We start from the raw sequence: 17545 nt of genomic DNA, 5'->3' as shown, positions 1-17545 counted from the left end.
CGGAAGGATGGAGGAATACGCCGCAAGCGGGCCGCTGGCAAGCGAGCTTAGGCTAAACTCGCCCGGTACGCCCGCCAGCCCCCGAACCCGGTGATCTCCGTCGCACCTTGCAGCGCATGGCTCTCGCACAGGAAGCAGGTGACCTGCCGTCCATCATCCAGGGTGACCTTGCCCACGCCCAGGGGGGCTGGGATGCGGGCCACGAAGGCGCCGAAGGCGGCGGGTGGCAGGGCCCATTCCTCCGCCACGATGCCCGGCCCGGCAAAGCCCGGATCGCGCACCAGGCCCGGCTTGGGCGGCACCGTGCCGGCCAGGGAGTAGAAACGGTAATCGGGTGCTGTCCGCACCTCCCCCAACCGGATACCGCCGACAGAGGTCAGCTCATGGTTCAGCGGCATGCCCGACAGGTGCGCGCCTACCACGACGATGGGCAGCCAGTCGGCGGGAATCTGCGGCGTCATGGTCATGTTCCCCCCATTGTGCAGCCGGTCGGCCAGCAGGGCCAACCCGGTATCGGTGAAGGCCGGTCCCACCAGCGTGACGCCGAACGGCAGACCATTGGGCCGGAATCCCGCCGGAATGGCGATCGCCGCGCAGTCCAGCAGGTTCACGAAATTGGTGTAGCAGCCCAGATTGCTGTTCAGCCGCACGGGATCGGCCTGCATCTCGGTGACCTTGTAGATGGTCGGCGTGGTGGGCAGCAGCAGCAGGTCCACTTCCCCCCAAAGCCGCGCCATCTCCTGGGCATAGAAGGCCAGGGCGTATTGGCCGACAAAGGCCTCCACCGCTGTCTTGCCCTCCGCCCCCTTGATGATGTCCCGCACGGTGGGGTCCATGGCATCGGCCTGGCCCTCCACGAATTCCTCGATGGCGGCCAGCCGCTCCGCCACCCAGGGTCCGCCATACAGCAGATGGGCGCATTCGCGCAGCGGCTTGTAATCGAAGGGCACGGGGGTGCCGCCCGACGAAGCCAATCGCTCTATGGCGGCGTCATACAGCGCCTCGGCCTCCTGATCGCCCAGGAACTCCTTCTCCGCCCCGGTCAACACGCCGAAGCGGAACCCGTCCAGCCGCATCGGCCTTGTCTGCACGGGCCGTGAGAACGGATCGGCCGCATCGAACCCTTCCGCCACGCGGCGCACCAGATCGCCATCGGCGACGCCATGGGCCAGCACGGTCACGCAATCCTGCGACCGGCAGGCGGGCACCACGCCGCTGGTGGACAGCAATCCCTTGCTGGGCTTGATCCCCACCAGATCGTTGAAGGCGGCGGGCACGCGGCCCGACCCGGCCGTGTCGGTGCCCAGCGCGAAGGCCACCTGTCCGCGCGCCACCGCCACGGCGGAGCCGGAACTGGACCCGCCGGAAACATAGTCGCTGTCGAAGACGCAGCGCGGGGCGCCATAGGGGCTGCGCGTGCCGTTCAGGCCGGTGGCGAACTGGTCCAGATTGGTCTTGCCCACCAGGATGGCGCCGGCGGCGCGCAGCTTGGCCACCACATTGCTGTCGGCGCCGGGGTCATAGGCGAAGGCGGGGCAGGCCGCCGTGGTGGGCAGGCCGGCGGCATCGATATTGTCCTTGGCGGCGAACGGAATGCCCCAGAGCGGCTTGGACGGATCATAGCCGGCCTGGGCCAGTGCCGCCGCCTCGGCCCGCAGCCGGTCGGCCGGCACCGTGCTGATCCAGACGGCGGGATCGGGATTGGTGGACAGGCGGTACAGGACCGCCTCGATCACCGTGACCGGACTGGCGTCACCTGCTCGATAGAGTGCGGTCAGGCCGTGGATGGTCAGCTTCTCGGGCAGCATCAGGCAATGTCCTCCAGGATGGCGATAGTCTGGCCGGCATTGACGGTGCGGCCCGGCTTGACGGTCACTTCCCGTATCCGGCCGGCGGCCACAGCCTTGACCTCCATTTCCATCTTCATGCTTTCCAGGATCAGGATTGTGTCACCGGCAGTCACCATCTGGCCCGGTTCCACCATGATCTTCCAGACATTGCCGGTGACGCCGGTTTCCACGCCGGTGCAGCCCTCGGGCAGGGTGGTGGCTTCGGCCGCCGGCCCGCCCTCGTCACTGACGAAACTGTCCAGGCCGCGGGCCTTCCAATCCTCCCGCTCCGCCTCGAACGCCGTCTGCTGGCGCCGCTTGAAGGCGTCGATGCTGTCGGCATTGTCGCTCTGGAAGCGCAGATGCGCGGCATAATCCAGCACCGTCTCCTCGATCCGCACTGGATAGCTTCCATGGGGGAAGGCGTCGCGCGCCTCGGCCAGTTCCGCCTCCGACACGGGGAAGAAGCGGATCTGGTCAAAGAAGCGCAGCAGCCAGGGGCTGCCCTGCTGGAAGGGTGGGGTGCTGCGCCAGGAATTCCAGACCTGGATGGTGCGGCCGAACAGCTGGTACCCGCCCGGCCCCTCCATGCCATAGATGCACATATAGGCGCCGCCGATGCCCACGGCATTCTCCGGCGTCCAGGTGCGGGCGGGATTGTATTTGGTGGTGACCAGCCGGTGGCGCGGGTCCAGCGGGGTTGCCACCGGCGCCCCCAGATAGACGTCGCCCAGGCCGTAGACCAGATAGCTGGCATCGAAGACGATGCGGCGAACATCCTCCTGGCTCTCCAACCCGTTGATGCGGCGGATGAACTCGATATTGTCCGGGCACCAGGGGGCATCGGCCCGCACCAGTTCCTGGTATTTGGTCATGGCCAACCGCACCTGGGGATCGTTCCAGGACAGGGGCAGGTGGACGATACGGCTTGGCACCTTGGCTTGTTCGATGCTGCCTAGGTCCGCCTCAATCTCTGCGAGCACGCCCAGCAGGGTGGGGAGCTTCAACGCCCCGCTGTCGTAATGAATCTGAAGAGAGCGAATGCCCGGCGTCAGGTCGATAATGCCGAGCAGAGCGTAGTCACGCAGCGCCGTGATCAGCAGATGCACGCGCAGCCGCAGGCTCAGGTCCAGCGCCATGGGCCCATATTCGACCAGCAGGTAGTCATCGCCTGCCCGGCGATAGACCACCGGCACCGGCCCCTCAATCCGCGACAGGATGGGCGACGGGAGGGTGGCGTGGGTGATGGGGGCGCTGGGCGACGTGGCCACCGGCACGAAGCGCAGCTTGTCGCCCGGCCGCAACTGCCCGACCTTCCACAGATCACCCTTGGCCACCACCACCGGACAGACGAAGCCGCCCAGGCTGGGCCCATCGGGACCCAGGATGATGGGCATGTCGCCGGTGAAATCCACGGCACCGACGGCATAGGCATTGTCATGGATGTTGGACGGGTGCAGCCCAGCCTCGCCCCCATCGGCCCGCGCCCAGGCTGGCCTGGGGCCGATCAGGCGCACGCCGGTGCGGGCGGAATTGAAATGCACCTCGTAAGTCGCGGCGAACAGTTCGGCGATATCGCTTTCCCGGAAGAAGTCGGGTGCCCCATGCGGGCCGTAATGCACGGCCAGTTTCCACGTGTTCGACAGGACGGGCAGGGGAAGCGCCGCCGCCGCGCCCACCGGCAGCCCGGCCAGGGCCAGCGTGTCGCCGGCCTTCAGGCTGCCCGTGGCATGGCCGCCGAACTTTCCCAGCGCGAAGGTGGATTTCGATCCCAGATAGTCCGGCGCATCGAACCCGCCGGCCACGGCCAGATAGGTGCGCTGACCCGGACCCTGGATGCACCCCAATGCCAGAACCTGTCCGGCCTTCACCGTTACCGGCGTACCATGGGCGATGGCGGCCCCGTCCAGCGTCGCCGCCATCACCGCCCCCGTCAGGGCGATGGTGGCATCCGCATTGAAGCGCAGGGTCGGGCCGGTCAGGGTGCATTCCAGCGCTGCCGTCCCTTCCTCATTGCCCAGCAGCCGGTTGGCCAGCCGGAAGGATTTGTCATCCATCGGGCCGGACGGCGGCACGCCTACATCCCAATAGCCCAGCCGTCCCGGCCAATCCTGAAGCGAGGTCTGGGCGCCGGGGGTGATCACCTCCACCGTCGCCGGGGTAAAGGCGAAATTCTTCAGGACCGATGTGGCAACCTCGCCCCGGCGGAAAATGTCCGATGCGATGATGGCACGCAGATAGGACAGGTTGGTCTCGATCCCCGCCACGCGGGATGCGGCCAGTGCTTCCGACAGCTTGTCGATGGCGGCGTCGCGCGTATCGGCATGGACGATCAGCTTGGCCAGCATCGGATCATAATTGGCCGTTACCTCCGTGCCTGTGGCCACCCAGCCGTCGACGCGGATATCGGTGGGGAAGCTCACCTCGGTCAGCAGACCCGTTGAGGGGCGGAAATCCGCCGCCGCATTCTCGGCATAGAGCCGGACCTCGATGGCCGCACCCTGCGGTACCAGACTGTCCTGGGATGGCAGGGTGAAGTCGCCGGCCGCCTGACGGATCATCCATTCCACCAGATCGACGCCGAACACGGCCTCCGTCACCGGATGTTCGACCTGAAGCCTTGTATTCACCTCCAGGAAATAGACCTGGGCGCGCGCCACGTCATAGATGAACTCAACCGTGCCGGCCGAGGCATATTTCACGCTCTGCCCCAGCGCCACGGCGGCGTCGCGCAACTGGGCGCGCACGGTGTCGGGCAATCCCGGGGCCGGCGTCTCCTCCACGACCTTCTGGTTGCGACGCTGAAGGGAGCAGTCGCGTTCGCCCAACGCCACGACCCCGCCCTTGCCATCGCCGAAAATCTGCACCTCGACATGGCGGGCCTGGGCCACGAACCGTTCCAGATAGACGCGCGCATCGCCGAAGCTGCTGGTGGCCATGCGCTGCACGGCAGCGAATTTGGCGGCCAGTTCATCGGCATTGTAGCAGAGCTGCATGCCGATGCCGCCGCCGCCCGCCGTGCTTTTCAGCATGACGGGGAAGCCGATCCCGGCCGCCGCTTCCTGCGCCTGTTCCAGGCTGTCCAGGATGTCGGTGCCGGGCAGCAGCGGCACGCCCGCCGCCTTGGCCAGTTCCCGCGCCGTATGCTTCAGACCGAAACCCTGCAGATGTTCCACGCGCGGGCCGATGAAGGCGATGCCGGCCGCGTTCAGCCGCTCCACGAAACGGGCATTCTCCGACAGGAAGCCGTAACCGGGATGCACCGCCTGTGCTCCCGTCGCCTGGCACGCGGCGATGACGGCGTCGATATCCAGATAGGATTGTTTGGCCGGCGACGGGCCGATACGCACGGCCTCGTCCGCCGCCAGGACGGGCAGGGTGAAGCGGTCGGCATCGGAATAGACGGCGACCGATGCGATGCCCATGCGCCGCAGGGTCTTGATCACCCGCGCGCAGATCTCGCCACGATTGGCGATCAGGACCTTGGTGAACATGTCTGTCTCCCTCACGCTTCCCAGACCAGCACGCGGATGGGTGTGGGGTCGAAGCCGTTGCAGGGATTGTTGACCTGGGGACAGTTGGAGATGACGCAGAGCAGGTCCTGTTCCGCCACCAACTCCACATAATCTCCACCCGACGAGACGCCGTCAGCGATGGCGAGCGTGCCGTCGGGGTCGATGGGCACATTCATGAAGAAATTGATGTTCGGCACGATGTCGCGTTTGCCCATGCCGTGGCGCGACACGGCGATCAGGAAATTCTCGCGGCAGGCGTGCATATATTTCGTGTGCTGGCCGAAGCGCACAATGTTGCTCTCACACGAGCAGGCACCTGCCGAGGTATCGTGGCTGCCGCTGGTATCGGCGATGACTGTGGCCAGGGCATTGCCGCGGTTGGAATAAAGCACGGAGCCCGATCCGATATAGGGTGTGCCCTGGGCCAGTACCGTATCCTGGGCACTGTACCGCTCGGCGAAATCGGCCAGTGAATAGAACAGGGTATCGACAGCCTGGCAGCCTTCGCTGTCCACGATGCGGATCACCTGGCCCTTGGCCACGACGCCGGACCAGGGATGCTCGGCGGCGATCACCTCATTAAGAATGGCGTTGTTGATGTCGCGGGACGACAGGACGGGGGTGAAGCTGGTGTCGCTCATGGCTCTTCCTCCCCTTCTCAGGCCGACAGATAGGCGTCGGTATTGACGAACCCGCGCGCGGCCTCTGCCGTGGCGGTGCGGCAGAGATCATCCGCATCGGCGCCGGGCGCGGTGTGAATGGTCAGGTTCACGGGTGCCGGCATGACCGGTGGCGCCAGGGGGTGAGGTGTGTTGGAGATGGCCAGGATCAGATCCATTTCCGCGCGCAGTGATACGAAGTCGCCCGGCTGGATGACGGTGTCATCAAAGGCGAATCTGCCGTCACCGGTCACGGTGACCGGCGCGAAGAAACTGATACAGGGCGGGACATCGCGCTGGGTCAGGCCGTGCTTGCCGGCCGCCAGGATGAAATTGTCGCGCGCATTGCGGATGCCGCTGTCGGGACCATGGACCCGCGCCACGCTGGCCGGCGTGGAACCGCCGACCAAAGTGTCATGCCTGCCGCAGCTATCCTCCACGATGGACAGCAGCACGCGGCCCATGTCGGAAAACAGGACCCGGCCCTTGCGCAGTTCCGCCGTCCACTGGATCTTGATCGTGTCGGCATGGTTATAGCGTTCCGTCGGATCCGCCAAGTTCCAGGCCAGCAGCGACACGCCCGGCGTGGCGGCCGGGTTGGTGATGCGCAGCACCTGTCCGCACCGGATCACCCCGGTCCAGTACCAGCCGCCGGGCAGCGTCTCCGACAGTTTCACGGCGTCGGCGCTGGGCGGGGCGCTGTCGCGCGGGCTGGGCGGGGGCAGGACCAGCGGCACCCGGCCGGAGGCGGCGGATTTCAATTCCAGGTAACGGGCACGATTGGCGGCGATCTGGTCTGGGGTCTGGCGGGGCATGGTGGCTCCCTCCTCACGCGGCGTCGGCCGGGTCGTCCCGGTCCGGTTGCCCATCGTCACAAGCCGGGTCGTCCCGGCGGGGCGGGTTGGGGTCTTTGCCGAAGCCGGGATTGCCCGCCACGCGGCGGGGCCAGACCTCGATATCGTTGGTGATGCCGGCGCCATAGCGCAGCCGCTCTTCCGGCAGATTGCGGCGGCGGTCGAAGGCGATGACGCGGGTGGCCAGGTGGAACGCCTCCGACAAATCATGGGTGACCATGACCACGCTCATCGGATGCTCGTGCCACAGTTTGCGCATCAGCTTGTGGACATCGGCGCGGATGCCGGGGTCCAGCGCCCCGAATGGCTCGTCCAGCAGCAGCACCTTGGGACGGGCGATCAGTGCCTGGGCCAGGGCCAGACGCTGCTGCATGCCGCCCGAAAGTTGTGCCGGATACTTGTCCAGGGCATGCGACAGGCCGACCTCTTCCAGCAGGCTGGCCGCTTCCTCCTTCGCGCGGGCGCGGGCGGCACCGAACAGGCGGCCGAGAATCCCGCCGCCCTTCAGTTCCGCCCCCAGCAGCACATTGCCCAGCACGGTCAGATGCGGGAACACCGAATAGCGCTGGAACACCACGCCACGGTCGGGGCCGGGTTCCTTGGAGATGGGCACGCCATCGATCAGGATCTCGCCCTTGGTCGGCGTCTCCTGCGACAACAGCATGCGCAGGAAGGTGGTCTTGCCGCATCCCGACGGGCCGACCAGGGCCACGAAGGAACGCGGGGCGATTTCCAGGTTGATCCGTTCCAGGACCACCTGCTCGCCATATTCCTTCCAGACATTGCGGACGGAGATCTGGGTCATGATCCGGCCCTCGCATCCTCAAACCAGGGGAAGGCGCGGCGCTGCAGCACCCGCAGGGCGAAATCCATCAGGAAGCAGAGCAGAGTGATCCAGGCCACATAGGGCAGGATGACATCCATGGCCAGATAGCGGCGGACCAGGAAGATGCGATAGCCCAGCCCGCTTTCGCTGGCAATCGCCTCCGCCGAGATCAGGAACAGCCAGGCCGGCCCCAGATTCAGGCGGATGCTGTCGATCAGGCGGGGCAATATCTGGGGCAGGACGACGCGGATGGCGATGGTCCAGCTACTGGCGCCCAGGGTCTGGGCCTTGATCAGCTGCTGGCGCGGCAGGTCGTCGACCTTCAGCATCAGGTCGCGGATCAGGCAGGGCAGGACGCCGACCACGATCAGGGTGATCTTCGATGCCTCCCCCAATCCCACCATGATGAACAGGATGGGCAGTACGGCCAGCGGCGGCACCATCGAGACGACGGTGACGAAGGGGGCCAGGGCGGCCCGCACATAGGGCAGCAGCCCGGCCGCCAGCCCCACCAGCAGCCCGCCCGCCGCCGCGATGGCCACGCCGGCGAACAGGCGGGCCAGGGAGGCACCGGTGTCCAGCCACAGCAAGATGTTGCCCGTGCGCTTGTCCGGCGTGAAGGCCATGCGGTCGATGGCATCGGCGAAGGAGGCAAGGCCCGGCAGCAGCTTGTCCGCCGGGTTCTCCGCCAGTCGCACCGCCGACCCCATGGCATAGGCTACCAGCACCGCCAAAAAGGGCAGAGCCGCCAACAGCATCCATCCTGCCCGGTCGGGCTTTCGGTTGATCAGGCGCATGGGGGGCATCCACGAGAGCAGGGGGAGCCGCAGGTCAGGTCGAGGCGACAACCTCGACCTGACAGCAATGGATTGAAAGCTGTATCTGTCAGGGCTCGCCTTCGGCTCGACCTGACCTACGGAGCACTTTCGCTCAGAGCTTCCCGTCGGCCGCGGCGGCCATGTAGGTGTCGGTGAAGCGGAACTTCACGAACTTGGTATTGCCATAGGTGGCGCCGCCGGGAAACTCGATCCCCACCGCTTCGGCCGACGGCGCGCCATTGCCCAGCAGGCCATGGTCGAACAGGAAGCCGGCCACCTTCTGCATCGTCGCCTTCGGCTCGCCCCCGCGCACGAAGGCCAGGGCATCCTTGGGCGTGTAGAACATGCGGGTGGCCTTCAACTGGCCCTCATAGCCGGCCAGATCGGTGCCCGATGCCTTGCCCAGGGCGGTGCGGACGACGGCACCCGCCGGGGTCTGGGCGGACATAAGGCCCATGGTCTCGTACCAGATGCCGGCCAGCGCTTTGCCGAAATCCGGATTGTCCTTCAGCACATCGGTATTGGCGACGGTCAGATCGATGATCTCACCCGGGATCTGGCTGCTGTCGAACACCTTCTTCGCACCCGGCGTGGCCAGGATTTCGGCGACCAACGGGTTCCAGGTGACGACGGCCGTCACGTCCGCCGTGGACCAGGCCGCCACCATGTCGGCGTCGGAGGTGGAGACGACGGTAACGTCCTTCTTTTCCGTCAGCTTGGCACTTTCCAGGGCGCGGGCCAGCAGATAGTGGCTGACGGAAAATTCCACCAGATTGACCTTCTGGCCCTTGATGTCGGCCAGCTTGTCCTTGCCCTTCAGGATGACGGCATCATTGCCATTGGAGAAGTCGCCCACAATGACGGCGGTGGTGTCCACGCCACCGGCGGCCGGGATGGACAGCGCATCCATGTTGGTGACGGTCACGGCGTCGAAGGCGCCGGCCGTGTACTGGTTGATGCTTTCCACATAATCGTTGAACTGCACCACCTCGATGGAAATGCCGTATTTGTCGGCCCATTTCTTCACGATGCCCTGCTCGGCGGCGTACTGCCACGGCATCCAGCCGACATAGATCGACCAGGCCAGCTTGAAATCCTTCTTCGGCGCCGCGAAGGCGGGAAGGGAGAGCAGCGAGGCGGCAACCAGGCCGGCGGTCAATTTTCCAAGGAAGCGGCGCGTCTTCATCATCAACCCCTTTGGTTCCAAAACCGGTTTGGGGGTTGGCGGAGACCGGATGGAGGGCGCCAACCCACCTCGATCTCCCGGGCTTTTATCCCGCCGTGTACCAGACAGGGCCGGCGGACCGGCGGCATCTGGCGGCAGCTCTCGGACCAGTCACCGTGTCTCCACGGCCGGAACCCTAGCCACCTCTGTCCGCATAGCAGCAAGGGGCGTGCCAGCCGCAAAGGCGCTGAATCAGGCATTGGCGGCGCCACAGCTGGCGCGTTGAAAGGCATTCTGCCTGCCGACCATGCCCAATCCATGGGCAGTTGCAGTGCGAAAGGCTGGCAATTGACAGGTCCGGCCGTTTGCGTCATTGCCACCCCTATCATCATCCGTGATGGAGCCTGCATCGTGATCGAACGCCTCATCGAACGCACCCTCTATGCCAGCCGCTGGCTGCTGGTGCCGATGTATCTCTGTCTGGCGGTGGTGCTGGTGGCCTTGGACAAGCTGTCCTTCGCGTCCAAGGCCAAGGACTGACCGGGCGGGCCCACCCGTCTGCGCTCACCTGGTGGCAAGCGCGCCCGGGGCGCCTTTGAACCCTGCCGCCGACGGTATGTGACCAATTGTTTCAGGGTTGCAATATTTCCCCAAGGTCCACAGAAATTTATTAAAAAATCTCTAAAGGTGGGATATGTGATCGCAACATGTCCCTGACGGGAAAGGGGGAGCCGGGATGGCTGGTCTGTTTGGTGGTGTGCGATGCTTGCTGGCGGTTATCCTGGCCGCATTAGTGATATTGCCGCCCGTCCGGGCCCAGTCCCTGATCTTCGCGTTCGGCGATCATAACGAGGCCCCTTTCGCGCTGGTGGAAGGCGGACAGTTGAAGGGTGGGTTTGCGCTGGAATTCGGCTTGGCCCTGGCGGCGAGACTGGGGCGCGAAGCGGCCTTTCGCTTTGTTCCCCGCAACCGCATCACGGCGGAAATCCAGGTCGGCAATGTCGATGCCTATTGCTTGGCGGCCAAGGCCTATTATCCCAATTTCACGTCTGATCGCTTCACCCGGTCCTTGTTCGCCGACCATGACATCGTGTTGCTCTCGGCCGGCCTGCGGGGGGAGGCGGAGTTGGCCAGTCTGAAGGGTGCCCGCGTCGGCGCGGTGCTGGGGTTCCTCTATCCGCCGGAAGTGGAGGCGATGTTCGCCGGCGGGGGGGCGGAGCGCATCGATGCGCGCAATGCCGAGGGGAACCTGCGCAAGCTGCAGGGTGGGCGGCTGGATGCCGTGATCCTGCCCCTGGCGGCGTGGCGCCAGGCGTTGGCGCGTGATCCGTCGGTGGCGGGTGTTGCCCGGCCTGACGTGATCCATATCGCCTGGCGGGAGCGTACCTGTCTGGTCAGCCCGTCCAGCACCGTCACGGTGGCGGAGATGGACGAGGCCATCCAATCGCTGACGGACGACGGCACGCTGCCGGCCCTGGTGCGCGCCATGGGACTGGACCCGATCGGCGCGGTGCCGCCCCTGTCCGCGACGACAGTACAGGCACCCGCGCGCTAGGGTCAGTCCAGCAGCCCGTCAATATCCGTCATCAGACGCTGGCGGCGCTGAATAACAGGGGGACTGTCCGGCGCGTCTGCTGCCGCGTCGGTCATGACGTCAGATTCCCCCCCTTCGCCGGCCAGCACGGCGGCAACAGCGGCGCGCACCTCTCCCCGCCGTTCAGCCGGTACCCAGAACTCCAGCCGCACCAACCCCGCCGCCTTGCGCCGGGCGCGTGCCCTGATTTGCCGGATCGCGTCGCTCATCCCGTCACCTCTTCAGATGGGATCAATTTAGTGCAACCTGTATGCGAATGGGAAGCGTGGTGGTTAGTCCAGGACGGCATGCTGATCGGGTTGCATTGCGTTCTTCGGTTTGCGCAACAGCAGCAGCAGCGGAATGGCGGCCAGCGTGATCACCATCATCATCTTGAAATCGTTGAGATAGGCGATCATCGCGGCCTGCCGGTTGACCATCAGATCGGCAGCGGCCAGCAATTCGGGCACCGCCTGCCCTGCCATGGCCAATGGCCCATCGATATTGGGGTTGAAGGGGCTGACATGGGCGGCCAGTTCGGCATGGTTGACCTGGGTGAAATGGGCCAGGGCGGAGATGACGATGGAGACGCCCAGGCTGTTACCCATATTGCGCACCAGGCTGAACAGGCCAGCGGCATCGGCACGGTCCTCCGGGGCCAGGGTGGCGAAGGCCATGGCGGAGAGCGGCACGAACACCATGCCGATGCCAAGCCCCTGGATCACGCCGGACAGGATGATCGGGGTGGCGTCCATGATGATGGTGAAACCGGTCATCATGTGCAGCGACCAGCCGGTGACGCACAGCCCCGTCAGGATCAGCAGCCGTGGATCGACGATGCGCATCAGCCGGCCCACCACCAGCATCGAAACCATGACGCCGATGCCGCGTGGCGCCATCACCATGCCGGTGGTGATGGTGGGATAGCCCATCAGCCGTTGCAGCATGGGCGGCAGCAGCGCCATGGCGGCCAGCACCACGATGCCGACAATGAAGATGAACACCAGCCCCAGCAGCAGATTGCGATCCCGCAGCAGGTGCGGCGGCACGAAGGGCCGGTCCGCCGTCAGCATATGCACGCCGAAGGCCCAGAAGGCGGAGATGGAAACGCCCAGTTCCACCCAGATTTCCGGTGCGGTGAACCAGTCCAGCTGTTCGCCCCGGTCCAGCATCAATTGCAGGGCACCCACGCCGATGGACAGCAGCGCGAAGCCGATGAAATCGAACCCGCGCGGCCGCTTGGGTGCGGCTGGCAGCCAGGCCAGGATGCCCAGGAAGGCGATGATGCCGATGGGCACATTGATATAGAAGACCCAGCGCCAGTTCAGGCTTTCCGTCAGCCAGCCGCCCAGTGTGGGGCCGATGACGGGGCCGACCATGACGCCCGCCCCCCACATGGCCATAGCCTGTCCATGGCGCTCGGCCGGGTTGATGTTCAGCAGCACCGTCTGCGACAGCGGCACCAGCGCCGCGCCGAACACGCCCTGGGTCAGACGCCAAGCCACCATCTCTTCCAGGCTGCCGGCCGTGCCGCACAGCATGGAGGCGACGGTGAACCCCACCACGGAGATCAGGAACAGCTGTTTCAGTCCGATCCGGTCGGTCAGCCAGCCGGTCATCGGCGTCATGATGGCCGAGGCGACGATATAGGAGGTCAGCACCCAGGTGATGCTGTCCTGTGCGGCGCCCAGGCTGCCCTGCATGCTGGGCAGCGCAACATTGGCGATGGTGGTGTCCAGCACCTGCATGACCGTCGCCAGCATGATGGCGATGGTCAGGGGGCCGCGTTTGATGGGGGCGGCGTCGGTCATGGGTTGCTCCCGTTCCGGCGGGTCAGGGTCCGACGTTACCGCCCGGCGGCTTGGGCGGTGGCGAAGCCGGGCAGGCCGCGGGCATGGCCCGTGTCGATCTCCACATTGGCGGACAGGCCGGCGCGCAGCGGCACGGCCCCGCCACCGGCGATTTCCAGGCGTACGGGCACGCGCTGCACCACCTTCACCCAGTTGCCGGTGGCGTTCTGGGCCGGCAGGATGGAGAATTCCGAGCCTGTGCCGGCCCCGATACTGGTGATCCTGGCCGTCAGGGGGCGGCCGGGATAGGCGTCCAGCACGATGGTGGCGGTCTGGCCCGGCTGCATATGGGTCAGGTCGGTTTCCTTGACATTGGCTTCCACATAGGTGGCGCTGGTTTCCACCAGACTCAGCATCGACAGGCCGGGCAGGGCCATCTGGCCTACGCGCAGCCGGTCGGTCTGGCTGGCGATACCATCGGCCGGCGCATGCACGGCGGTGCGCGCCAGGTCCAGCGCCGCCCGGTCGCGGGCGGCCAAGGCCTGCATCACGGTCGGGTGGCTGTCGGTGGCGATGACGGGATCGCCGCCCAGGTCGGCCAGGGCGGCGGCCACGCCCTGCCTGGCCTTGGCGACCTCCTGCTCGGCGGCCCGCAACTCGTTGCGGGCTTCGTCCAGCTTGGCCTGGGCGGCATAGCCGCTCCGGGCCAGACTGGCCTGGCGGTCATGGTCGCGCTGGCGGAATTCCAGTTCCTGTTCGGCCCCCGCCAGTTCGGCCCGCTTCTGCGACAGGTCGGCGCGCATCCGCTCCACATTCAACCGGGCGGTGGCGATGGCGGCGTCGGCCTGGGCCAGGGCGATGCGGTAGGGCTGGGCATCCAGTTCGAACAGCAGGTCACCGCGCTTGACCACCATGCTCTCGCCCACATGCACGGCCGTCACCAGCCCCTGCACCTCCGGCCCCACAGCGACCTTGTCCTGTTTCACATAGGCATTGTCGGTGGTGACATATCGGCCACCGGTGACCCAGACATAGGTTCCCGTCCCGGCCAGCACCAATGGCAGCGCCAGGCCCAGCGCCAGACGGCGCCATGCGGGCAGGGGGCGCTTGGCTATGTCACTCATCATTCTCACCCTTGGAAAGATTGGTCCGCACCCGCGTCAGCAGATGCATGAGCTGTTGGCGCTCCGCCGGGTCCAACCCGGCCAGCGCGTCTTCGAAAATCTCCTCGGCCAGCAGCCGCATGGGGCCCAGCGCCTCGCGCGCCTTGTCCGTCAGGAACAGCAGGCGGGCGCGGCGGTCATGGGGATCGGCCTGGCGTTCCACCCAGCCGCCCTCCGCCATCCGGTCCAGCAACCGGGTCAGTGTAATCGGCTCCACCTCCAGCATTTCTGCCAGCTCCGCCTGCTTCATGCCCTCCTGCTTGGAGATCTTGAAGATGGCGTGCCATTGGGCGCGCGTGCTGCCGGTGAAACGCAGGCGCTGGTCGAAGCGCTTGCGCATCAGGCGGGCGGAATCCGCCAGCATGGCGCCGAACTGGGGGGTGGGGTCGCTGTTGCTCATAATCATACACAATATAAGCATGCTTACTATAAGCAAGGCAGGCAACGCCGGGGCAGCCATGCGGACAAAGCAAGCTTGGCCGGAGCGGGCGGTGTCATTGCTCCGAATGGACCCTGTCCTGTGCAACATTTTGAAACGGATATCACGGGTGCGGCCGGAGTTCGGGGCCTTGCGGCTCCGAATGGAAGCGGCTTGTGCAACATGATGAAACAGAAAATGCGGTGCATTCGGAGGCGCCAGGGCGGCGACTCCGTTCAAAAGGCGCAAGGATGGCGGTGACGGGGGCAGGATAGCACGGGGGCCCGAGAAAGGCAGGGGTTACCTTGAAAAGGCAAAAGGCCGCGCCCCGATGGGAAGCGCGGCCTTTCGGACCTGTATGCGGCGTTGCGGATGGTGAGGCCCGGTGATCAACTGCGATCACCGGGCCTCAATACGCCGGTGGTTTGGAATTACTTGGTCTTCAGGAAGGCGATGACGTCCTTGCGTTCCTGTTCGTTGGGCAGCTTGAACGCCATCTTGGTGGCGCCCACGGCCTTGTCGGCCGCACCCTTGTCGGCCAGATACTTCTTCAGGAAGCCCTGCGGATCGGCCAGATAGGCGACCAGATTCTCTTCGGCCCAGACCAGCCCCGCCTCACCCGAATTATGGTTGATCTCGGAATATTTGTAGCCTTCGACCTTGCCAGCGGTGCGGCCGACAACGCCGTTCAGGATGGGGCCGACCAAGTTCTTGGCATCGGGACCGACGCGATGGCAGGCCATGCATTTTTTGAACACGGCCTCGCCCTTGGCGGCGTCCTGGGCCATTGCGGCCCCGGCGGACAGCGTGGCGATGCATGTCAAGGCGAATGCAGTGAACAGGGACTTCATCTCAAGGTCTCCCACGGGGGTTGGGGCACCGGCGATGCGGTGCGCGACCATCTCAACCGGGCGGTAGCCTTTGGTCAAGCGGCCAAATGGTCCCACCGTCCGCATGCGGCCAGACGCCCCAGCGCGTCGATCACGCAGGTCCAGCGATAGGACGACATCGATGGCGATATCGAACATCTCCGGCTTCAGCGACTGGCGACAGGCATGCGGGGGAACCCCTCCCCATGAACAAGGACCGGCAGGGCGGGGGCCCGGCCGGTCCGGTCACGATGGTTCCAGGACCCGGCGGGCGGGTTACTGGAACAGCTTCACCACGCTCAGCAGCGTCTGATAGACGCCGAAGGCGATGGGGATGCCCACGGCCAGCCAGGCCAGCAGCACCTTGGCATCCAGCCCGCCGCTGCCGACATCATCGCCGGCGCCATGGCTGCCGATGATTGTGCCGCCGCTTGCTGCCGCCGGTTCCTCTTCCTTCATGAACCATTTGCGGTCCACGGGCTTGACCAGGGCGTTGGCAATGAAGCCCAGCACCAGGAAACCGGCCAGGATATACATGGTGTAGTCATAGACCTGGGCGCGCGGCACGCCGGCGGCGATCTGCGCCTCGCGGATATAATTCACGACCACCGGGCCCAGGATGCCGGCCGTCGACCAGGCGGTCAGCAGGCGACCATGGATGGCGCCCACGAACTTCGTCCCGAACATGTCGGCGAGGTACGCGGGCACGGTGGCGAAGCCGCCGCCATACATGGACAGGATGATGCCGAAGGCCACCACGAACCCGATCTTCGACCCCATATGGGCCAGCGTCGGGGCCGAGGCATAGAGCACGATGCCGAGCGCGAAGAAGGTGAAATAGGTCATCTTCCGGCCCAGCTTGTCCGACAGCGAGGCCCAGAAGAACCGGCCCACGATGTTGAACAGCGATAACAGCCCGGTGAAGCCGGCGGCGATGCCGGCGATCATCTTCTTCTGGTCGGGATTGAGGTCGGAGAAGCCCAGTTCCGGCTGCCCGAACAGAGCACCGCCGAAAATCTCCTGCAACATGGGCGAGGCCATGCCCAGCACGCCGATGCCGGCCGACACGTTCAGGCACAGCACGGCCCAGATCAGCCAGAACTGCTTCGTCTTGTGCGCATCCTTCACATGCACATTGCCATGGGCGATCATCGGCTTGGCGCTGGGCGGCGGTGCGGTCCAGCCTTTGGGCTGCCAGCCCAGCGGCGGGATGCGATAGCCGAAGGCGCCGGCCATCATGAAGGCGAAATAGACCAAGGCCAGGACCACGAAGGTTTCCCACACGCCGACGGACGTTTCCGTCTTGAAATTGTTCATCAGGATGTTGGCCAGCGGCGAGCCGATCATGGCGCCGCCGCCGAAGCCCATGATGGCCATGCCGGTGGCCATGCCGCGCCGGTCGGGGAACCATTTCACCAGAGTGGAAACCGGCGAGATATAGCCCAGGCCCAGCCCGATGCCGCCGATGACGCCAGAGCCCAGCCACATCAGCCAGAGTTGATGCGTATAGACGCCGATGGCGGAGATCAGCAGGCCGCCGCACCAGCAGAGTGCTGCCACGAAGCCGGCCTTGCGCGGGCCTTCCCGCTCCAGCCAGCCGCCCCAGATGGCGGCGGACGAGCCCAGCAGGACGAAGAACAGGGTATACATCCAGCCCAGGTCCGCCACCTTCCAGTCGCAGGAGGTGGTGAACAGGGCATTCAGCAGGCCGGCGGTTTCCGCCGGGCACGCCACGGGGGCGGTGATGCCGATCGACTGGCTGAGCGGCAGCCAGAACACGCTGAACCCATAGGCCATGCCGATGCACAGATGGATGGCCAAGGCCGCCGGCGGCACCAGCCAGCGATTGAAGCCCGCATGCGCAATGATGCGCTCGCGGTCCAGAAGGCTGGGCTGTGCAAAGCCCTGACCTTGGGTTTGATCTGCCGCTACCATGCCCTTGTTTCCTCCTGTTCGTTCGCCCCTGTAAGGCGGATTTGGATGGACGCGATATGCCGGGGCTTCTTTGGATGGCTCCGGTCGGGTAAATTCTTGTTCTTCTGCGTCATCCCGGCGAAAGCCGGGAC

15 protein-coding genes and 1 riboswitch are annotated in these 17545 nt (G+C 65.7%); of the genes, 2 read left to right on the top strand and 13 right to left on the bottom strand.

The window, feature by feature from the left end:
- Window positions 1-47 precede the first annotated feature (47 nt).
- From atzF to AC1Q7F_RS12010, 7 genes are all read right to left on the bottom strand, one after another.
- Window positions 48-1808: an allophanate hydrolase gene (gene atzF, locus AC1Q7F_RS12040; protein ID WP_492507043.1), complete on the bottom strand. Its 1761-nt coding sequence runs from the start codon at window positions 1806-1808 to the stop codon at window positions 48-50.
- Window positions 1808-5323 carry a 5-oxoprolinase/urea amidolyase family protein gene (locus AC1Q7F_RS12035; protein ID WP_492507042.1) on the bottom strand — a complete coding sequence of 1172 codons (3516 nt, stop codon included), beginning with the start codon at window positions 5321-5323 and terminating at the stop codon, window positions 1808-1810. The genes atzF and AC1Q7F_RS12035 overlap by 1 nt, the downstream gene beginning before the upstream one ends.
- 11 nt (window positions 5324-5334) lie before the next feature.
- Complete coding sequence (locus tag AC1Q7F_RS12030) at window positions 5335-5985, bottom strand: urea amidolyase associated protein UAAP2 (RefSeq protein WP_492507040.1); 651 nt, start codon at window positions 5983-5985, stop codon at window positions 5335-5337.
- A gap of 17 nt (window positions 5986-6002) precedes the next feature.
- On the bottom strand, window positions 6003-6818 hold the full coding sequence (locus tag AC1Q7F_RS12025) for an urea amidolyase associated protein UAAP1 (RefSeq protein ID WP_492507038.1): 816 nt from the start codon (window positions 6816-6818) through the stop codon (window positions 6003-6005).
- Window positions 6819-6831: 13 nt separating this feature from the next.
- A complete protein-coding gene (locus AC1Q7F_RS12020; protein ID WP_492507036.1) occupies window positions 6832-7662 on the bottom strand; it encodes an ABC transporter ATP-binding protein in 831 nt (276 codons plus the stop codon).
- Window positions 7659-8480, bottom strand: a complete 822-nt coding sequence (locus AC1Q7F_RS12015; RefSeq protein WP_492507034.1) for an ABC transporter permease — start codon at window positions 8478-8480, stop codon at window positions 7659-7661. The genes AC1Q7F_RS12020 and AC1Q7F_RS12015 overlap by 4 nt, the downstream gene beginning before the upstream one ends.
- 133 nt (window positions 8481-8613) lie before the next feature.
- Window positions 8614-9687, bottom strand: a complete 1074-nt coding sequence (locus AC1Q7F_RS12010) for a putative urea ABC transporter substrate-binding protein (protein ID WP_492507032.1) — start codon at window positions 9685-9687, stop codon at window positions 8614-8616.
- 72 nt (window positions 9688-9759) lie between these two features.
- A riboswitch (guanidine-I (ykkC/yxkD leader) is annotated at window positions 9760-9877 on the bottom strand.
- A gap of 200 nt (window positions 9878-10077) precedes the next feature.
- Here AC1Q7F_RS12010 and AC1Q7F_RS12005 point away from each other — a divergent pair.
- Window positions 10078-10206, top strand: a complete 129-nt coding sequence (locus AC1Q7F_RS12005) for a hypothetical protein (protein WP_492507030.1) — start codon at window positions 10078-10080, stop codon at window positions 10204-10206.
- Window positions 10207-10402: 196 nt separating this feature from the next.
- Window positions 10403-11221 carry a substrate-binding periplasmic protein gene (locus tag AC1Q7F_RS12000; protein WP_492507029.1) on the top strand — a complete coding sequence of 273 codons (819 nt, stop codon included), beginning with the start codon at window positions 10403-10405 and terminating at the stop codon, window positions 11219-11221.
- A gap of 2 nt (window positions 11222-11223) precedes the next feature.
- Here AC1Q7F_RS12000 and AC1Q7F_RS11995 read toward each other — a convergent pair whose 3' ends face one another.
- From AC1Q7F_RS11995 to AC1Q7F_RS11970, 6 genes are all read right to left on the bottom strand, one after another.
- Window positions 11224-11469 (bottom strand): hypothetical protein, encoded by a 246-nt coding sequence (locus tag AC1Q7F_RS11995; protein ID WP_492507027.1) that lies wholly within the window; start codon window positions 11467-11469, stop codon window positions 11224-11226.
- A gap of 63 nt (window positions 11470-11532) precedes the next feature.
- Window positions 11533-13050: a DHA2 family efflux MFS transporter permease subunit gene (locus tag AC1Q7F_RS11990; protein WP_492507026.1), complete on the bottom strand. Its 1518-nt coding sequence runs from the start codon at window positions 13048-13050 to the stop codon at window positions 11533-11535.
- Between the two features lie 35 nt (window positions 13051-13085).
- Complete coding sequence (locus tag AC1Q7F_RS11985; protein ID WP_492507024.1) at window positions 13086-14153, bottom strand: HlyD family secretion protein; 1068 nt, start codon at window positions 14151-14153, stop codon at window positions 13086-13088.
- Entirely contained in the window at window positions 14146-14592 is a 447-nt protein-coding gene (locus AC1Q7F_RS11980; RefSeq protein ID WP_492507022.1) for a MarR family winged helix-turn-helix transcriptional regulator, read from the bottom strand. The genes AC1Q7F_RS11985 and AC1Q7F_RS11980 overlap by 8 nt, the downstream gene beginning before the upstream one ends.
- A gap of 449 nt (window positions 14593-15041) precedes the next feature.
- A complete protein-coding gene (locus AC1Q7F_RS11975; RefSeq protein ID WP_492507020.1) occupies window positions 15042-15461 on the bottom strand; it encodes a c-type cytochrome in 420 nt (139 codons plus the stop codon).
- Between the two features lie 294 nt (window positions 15462-15755).
- A complete protein-coding gene (locus AC1Q7F_RS11970; RefSeq protein ID WP_492507019.1) occupies window positions 15756-17414 on the bottom strand; it encodes an OFA family MFS transporter in 1659 nt (552 codons plus the stop codon).
- Window positions 17415-17545 lie beyond the last annotated feature (131 nt).

Source organism: Niveispirillum sp. GW835-FHT14G11, assembly GCF_058793615.1.
Note: the sequence above shows the minus strand (reverse complement) of the source record. Positions and strands in the feature narration are given on the sequence as shown.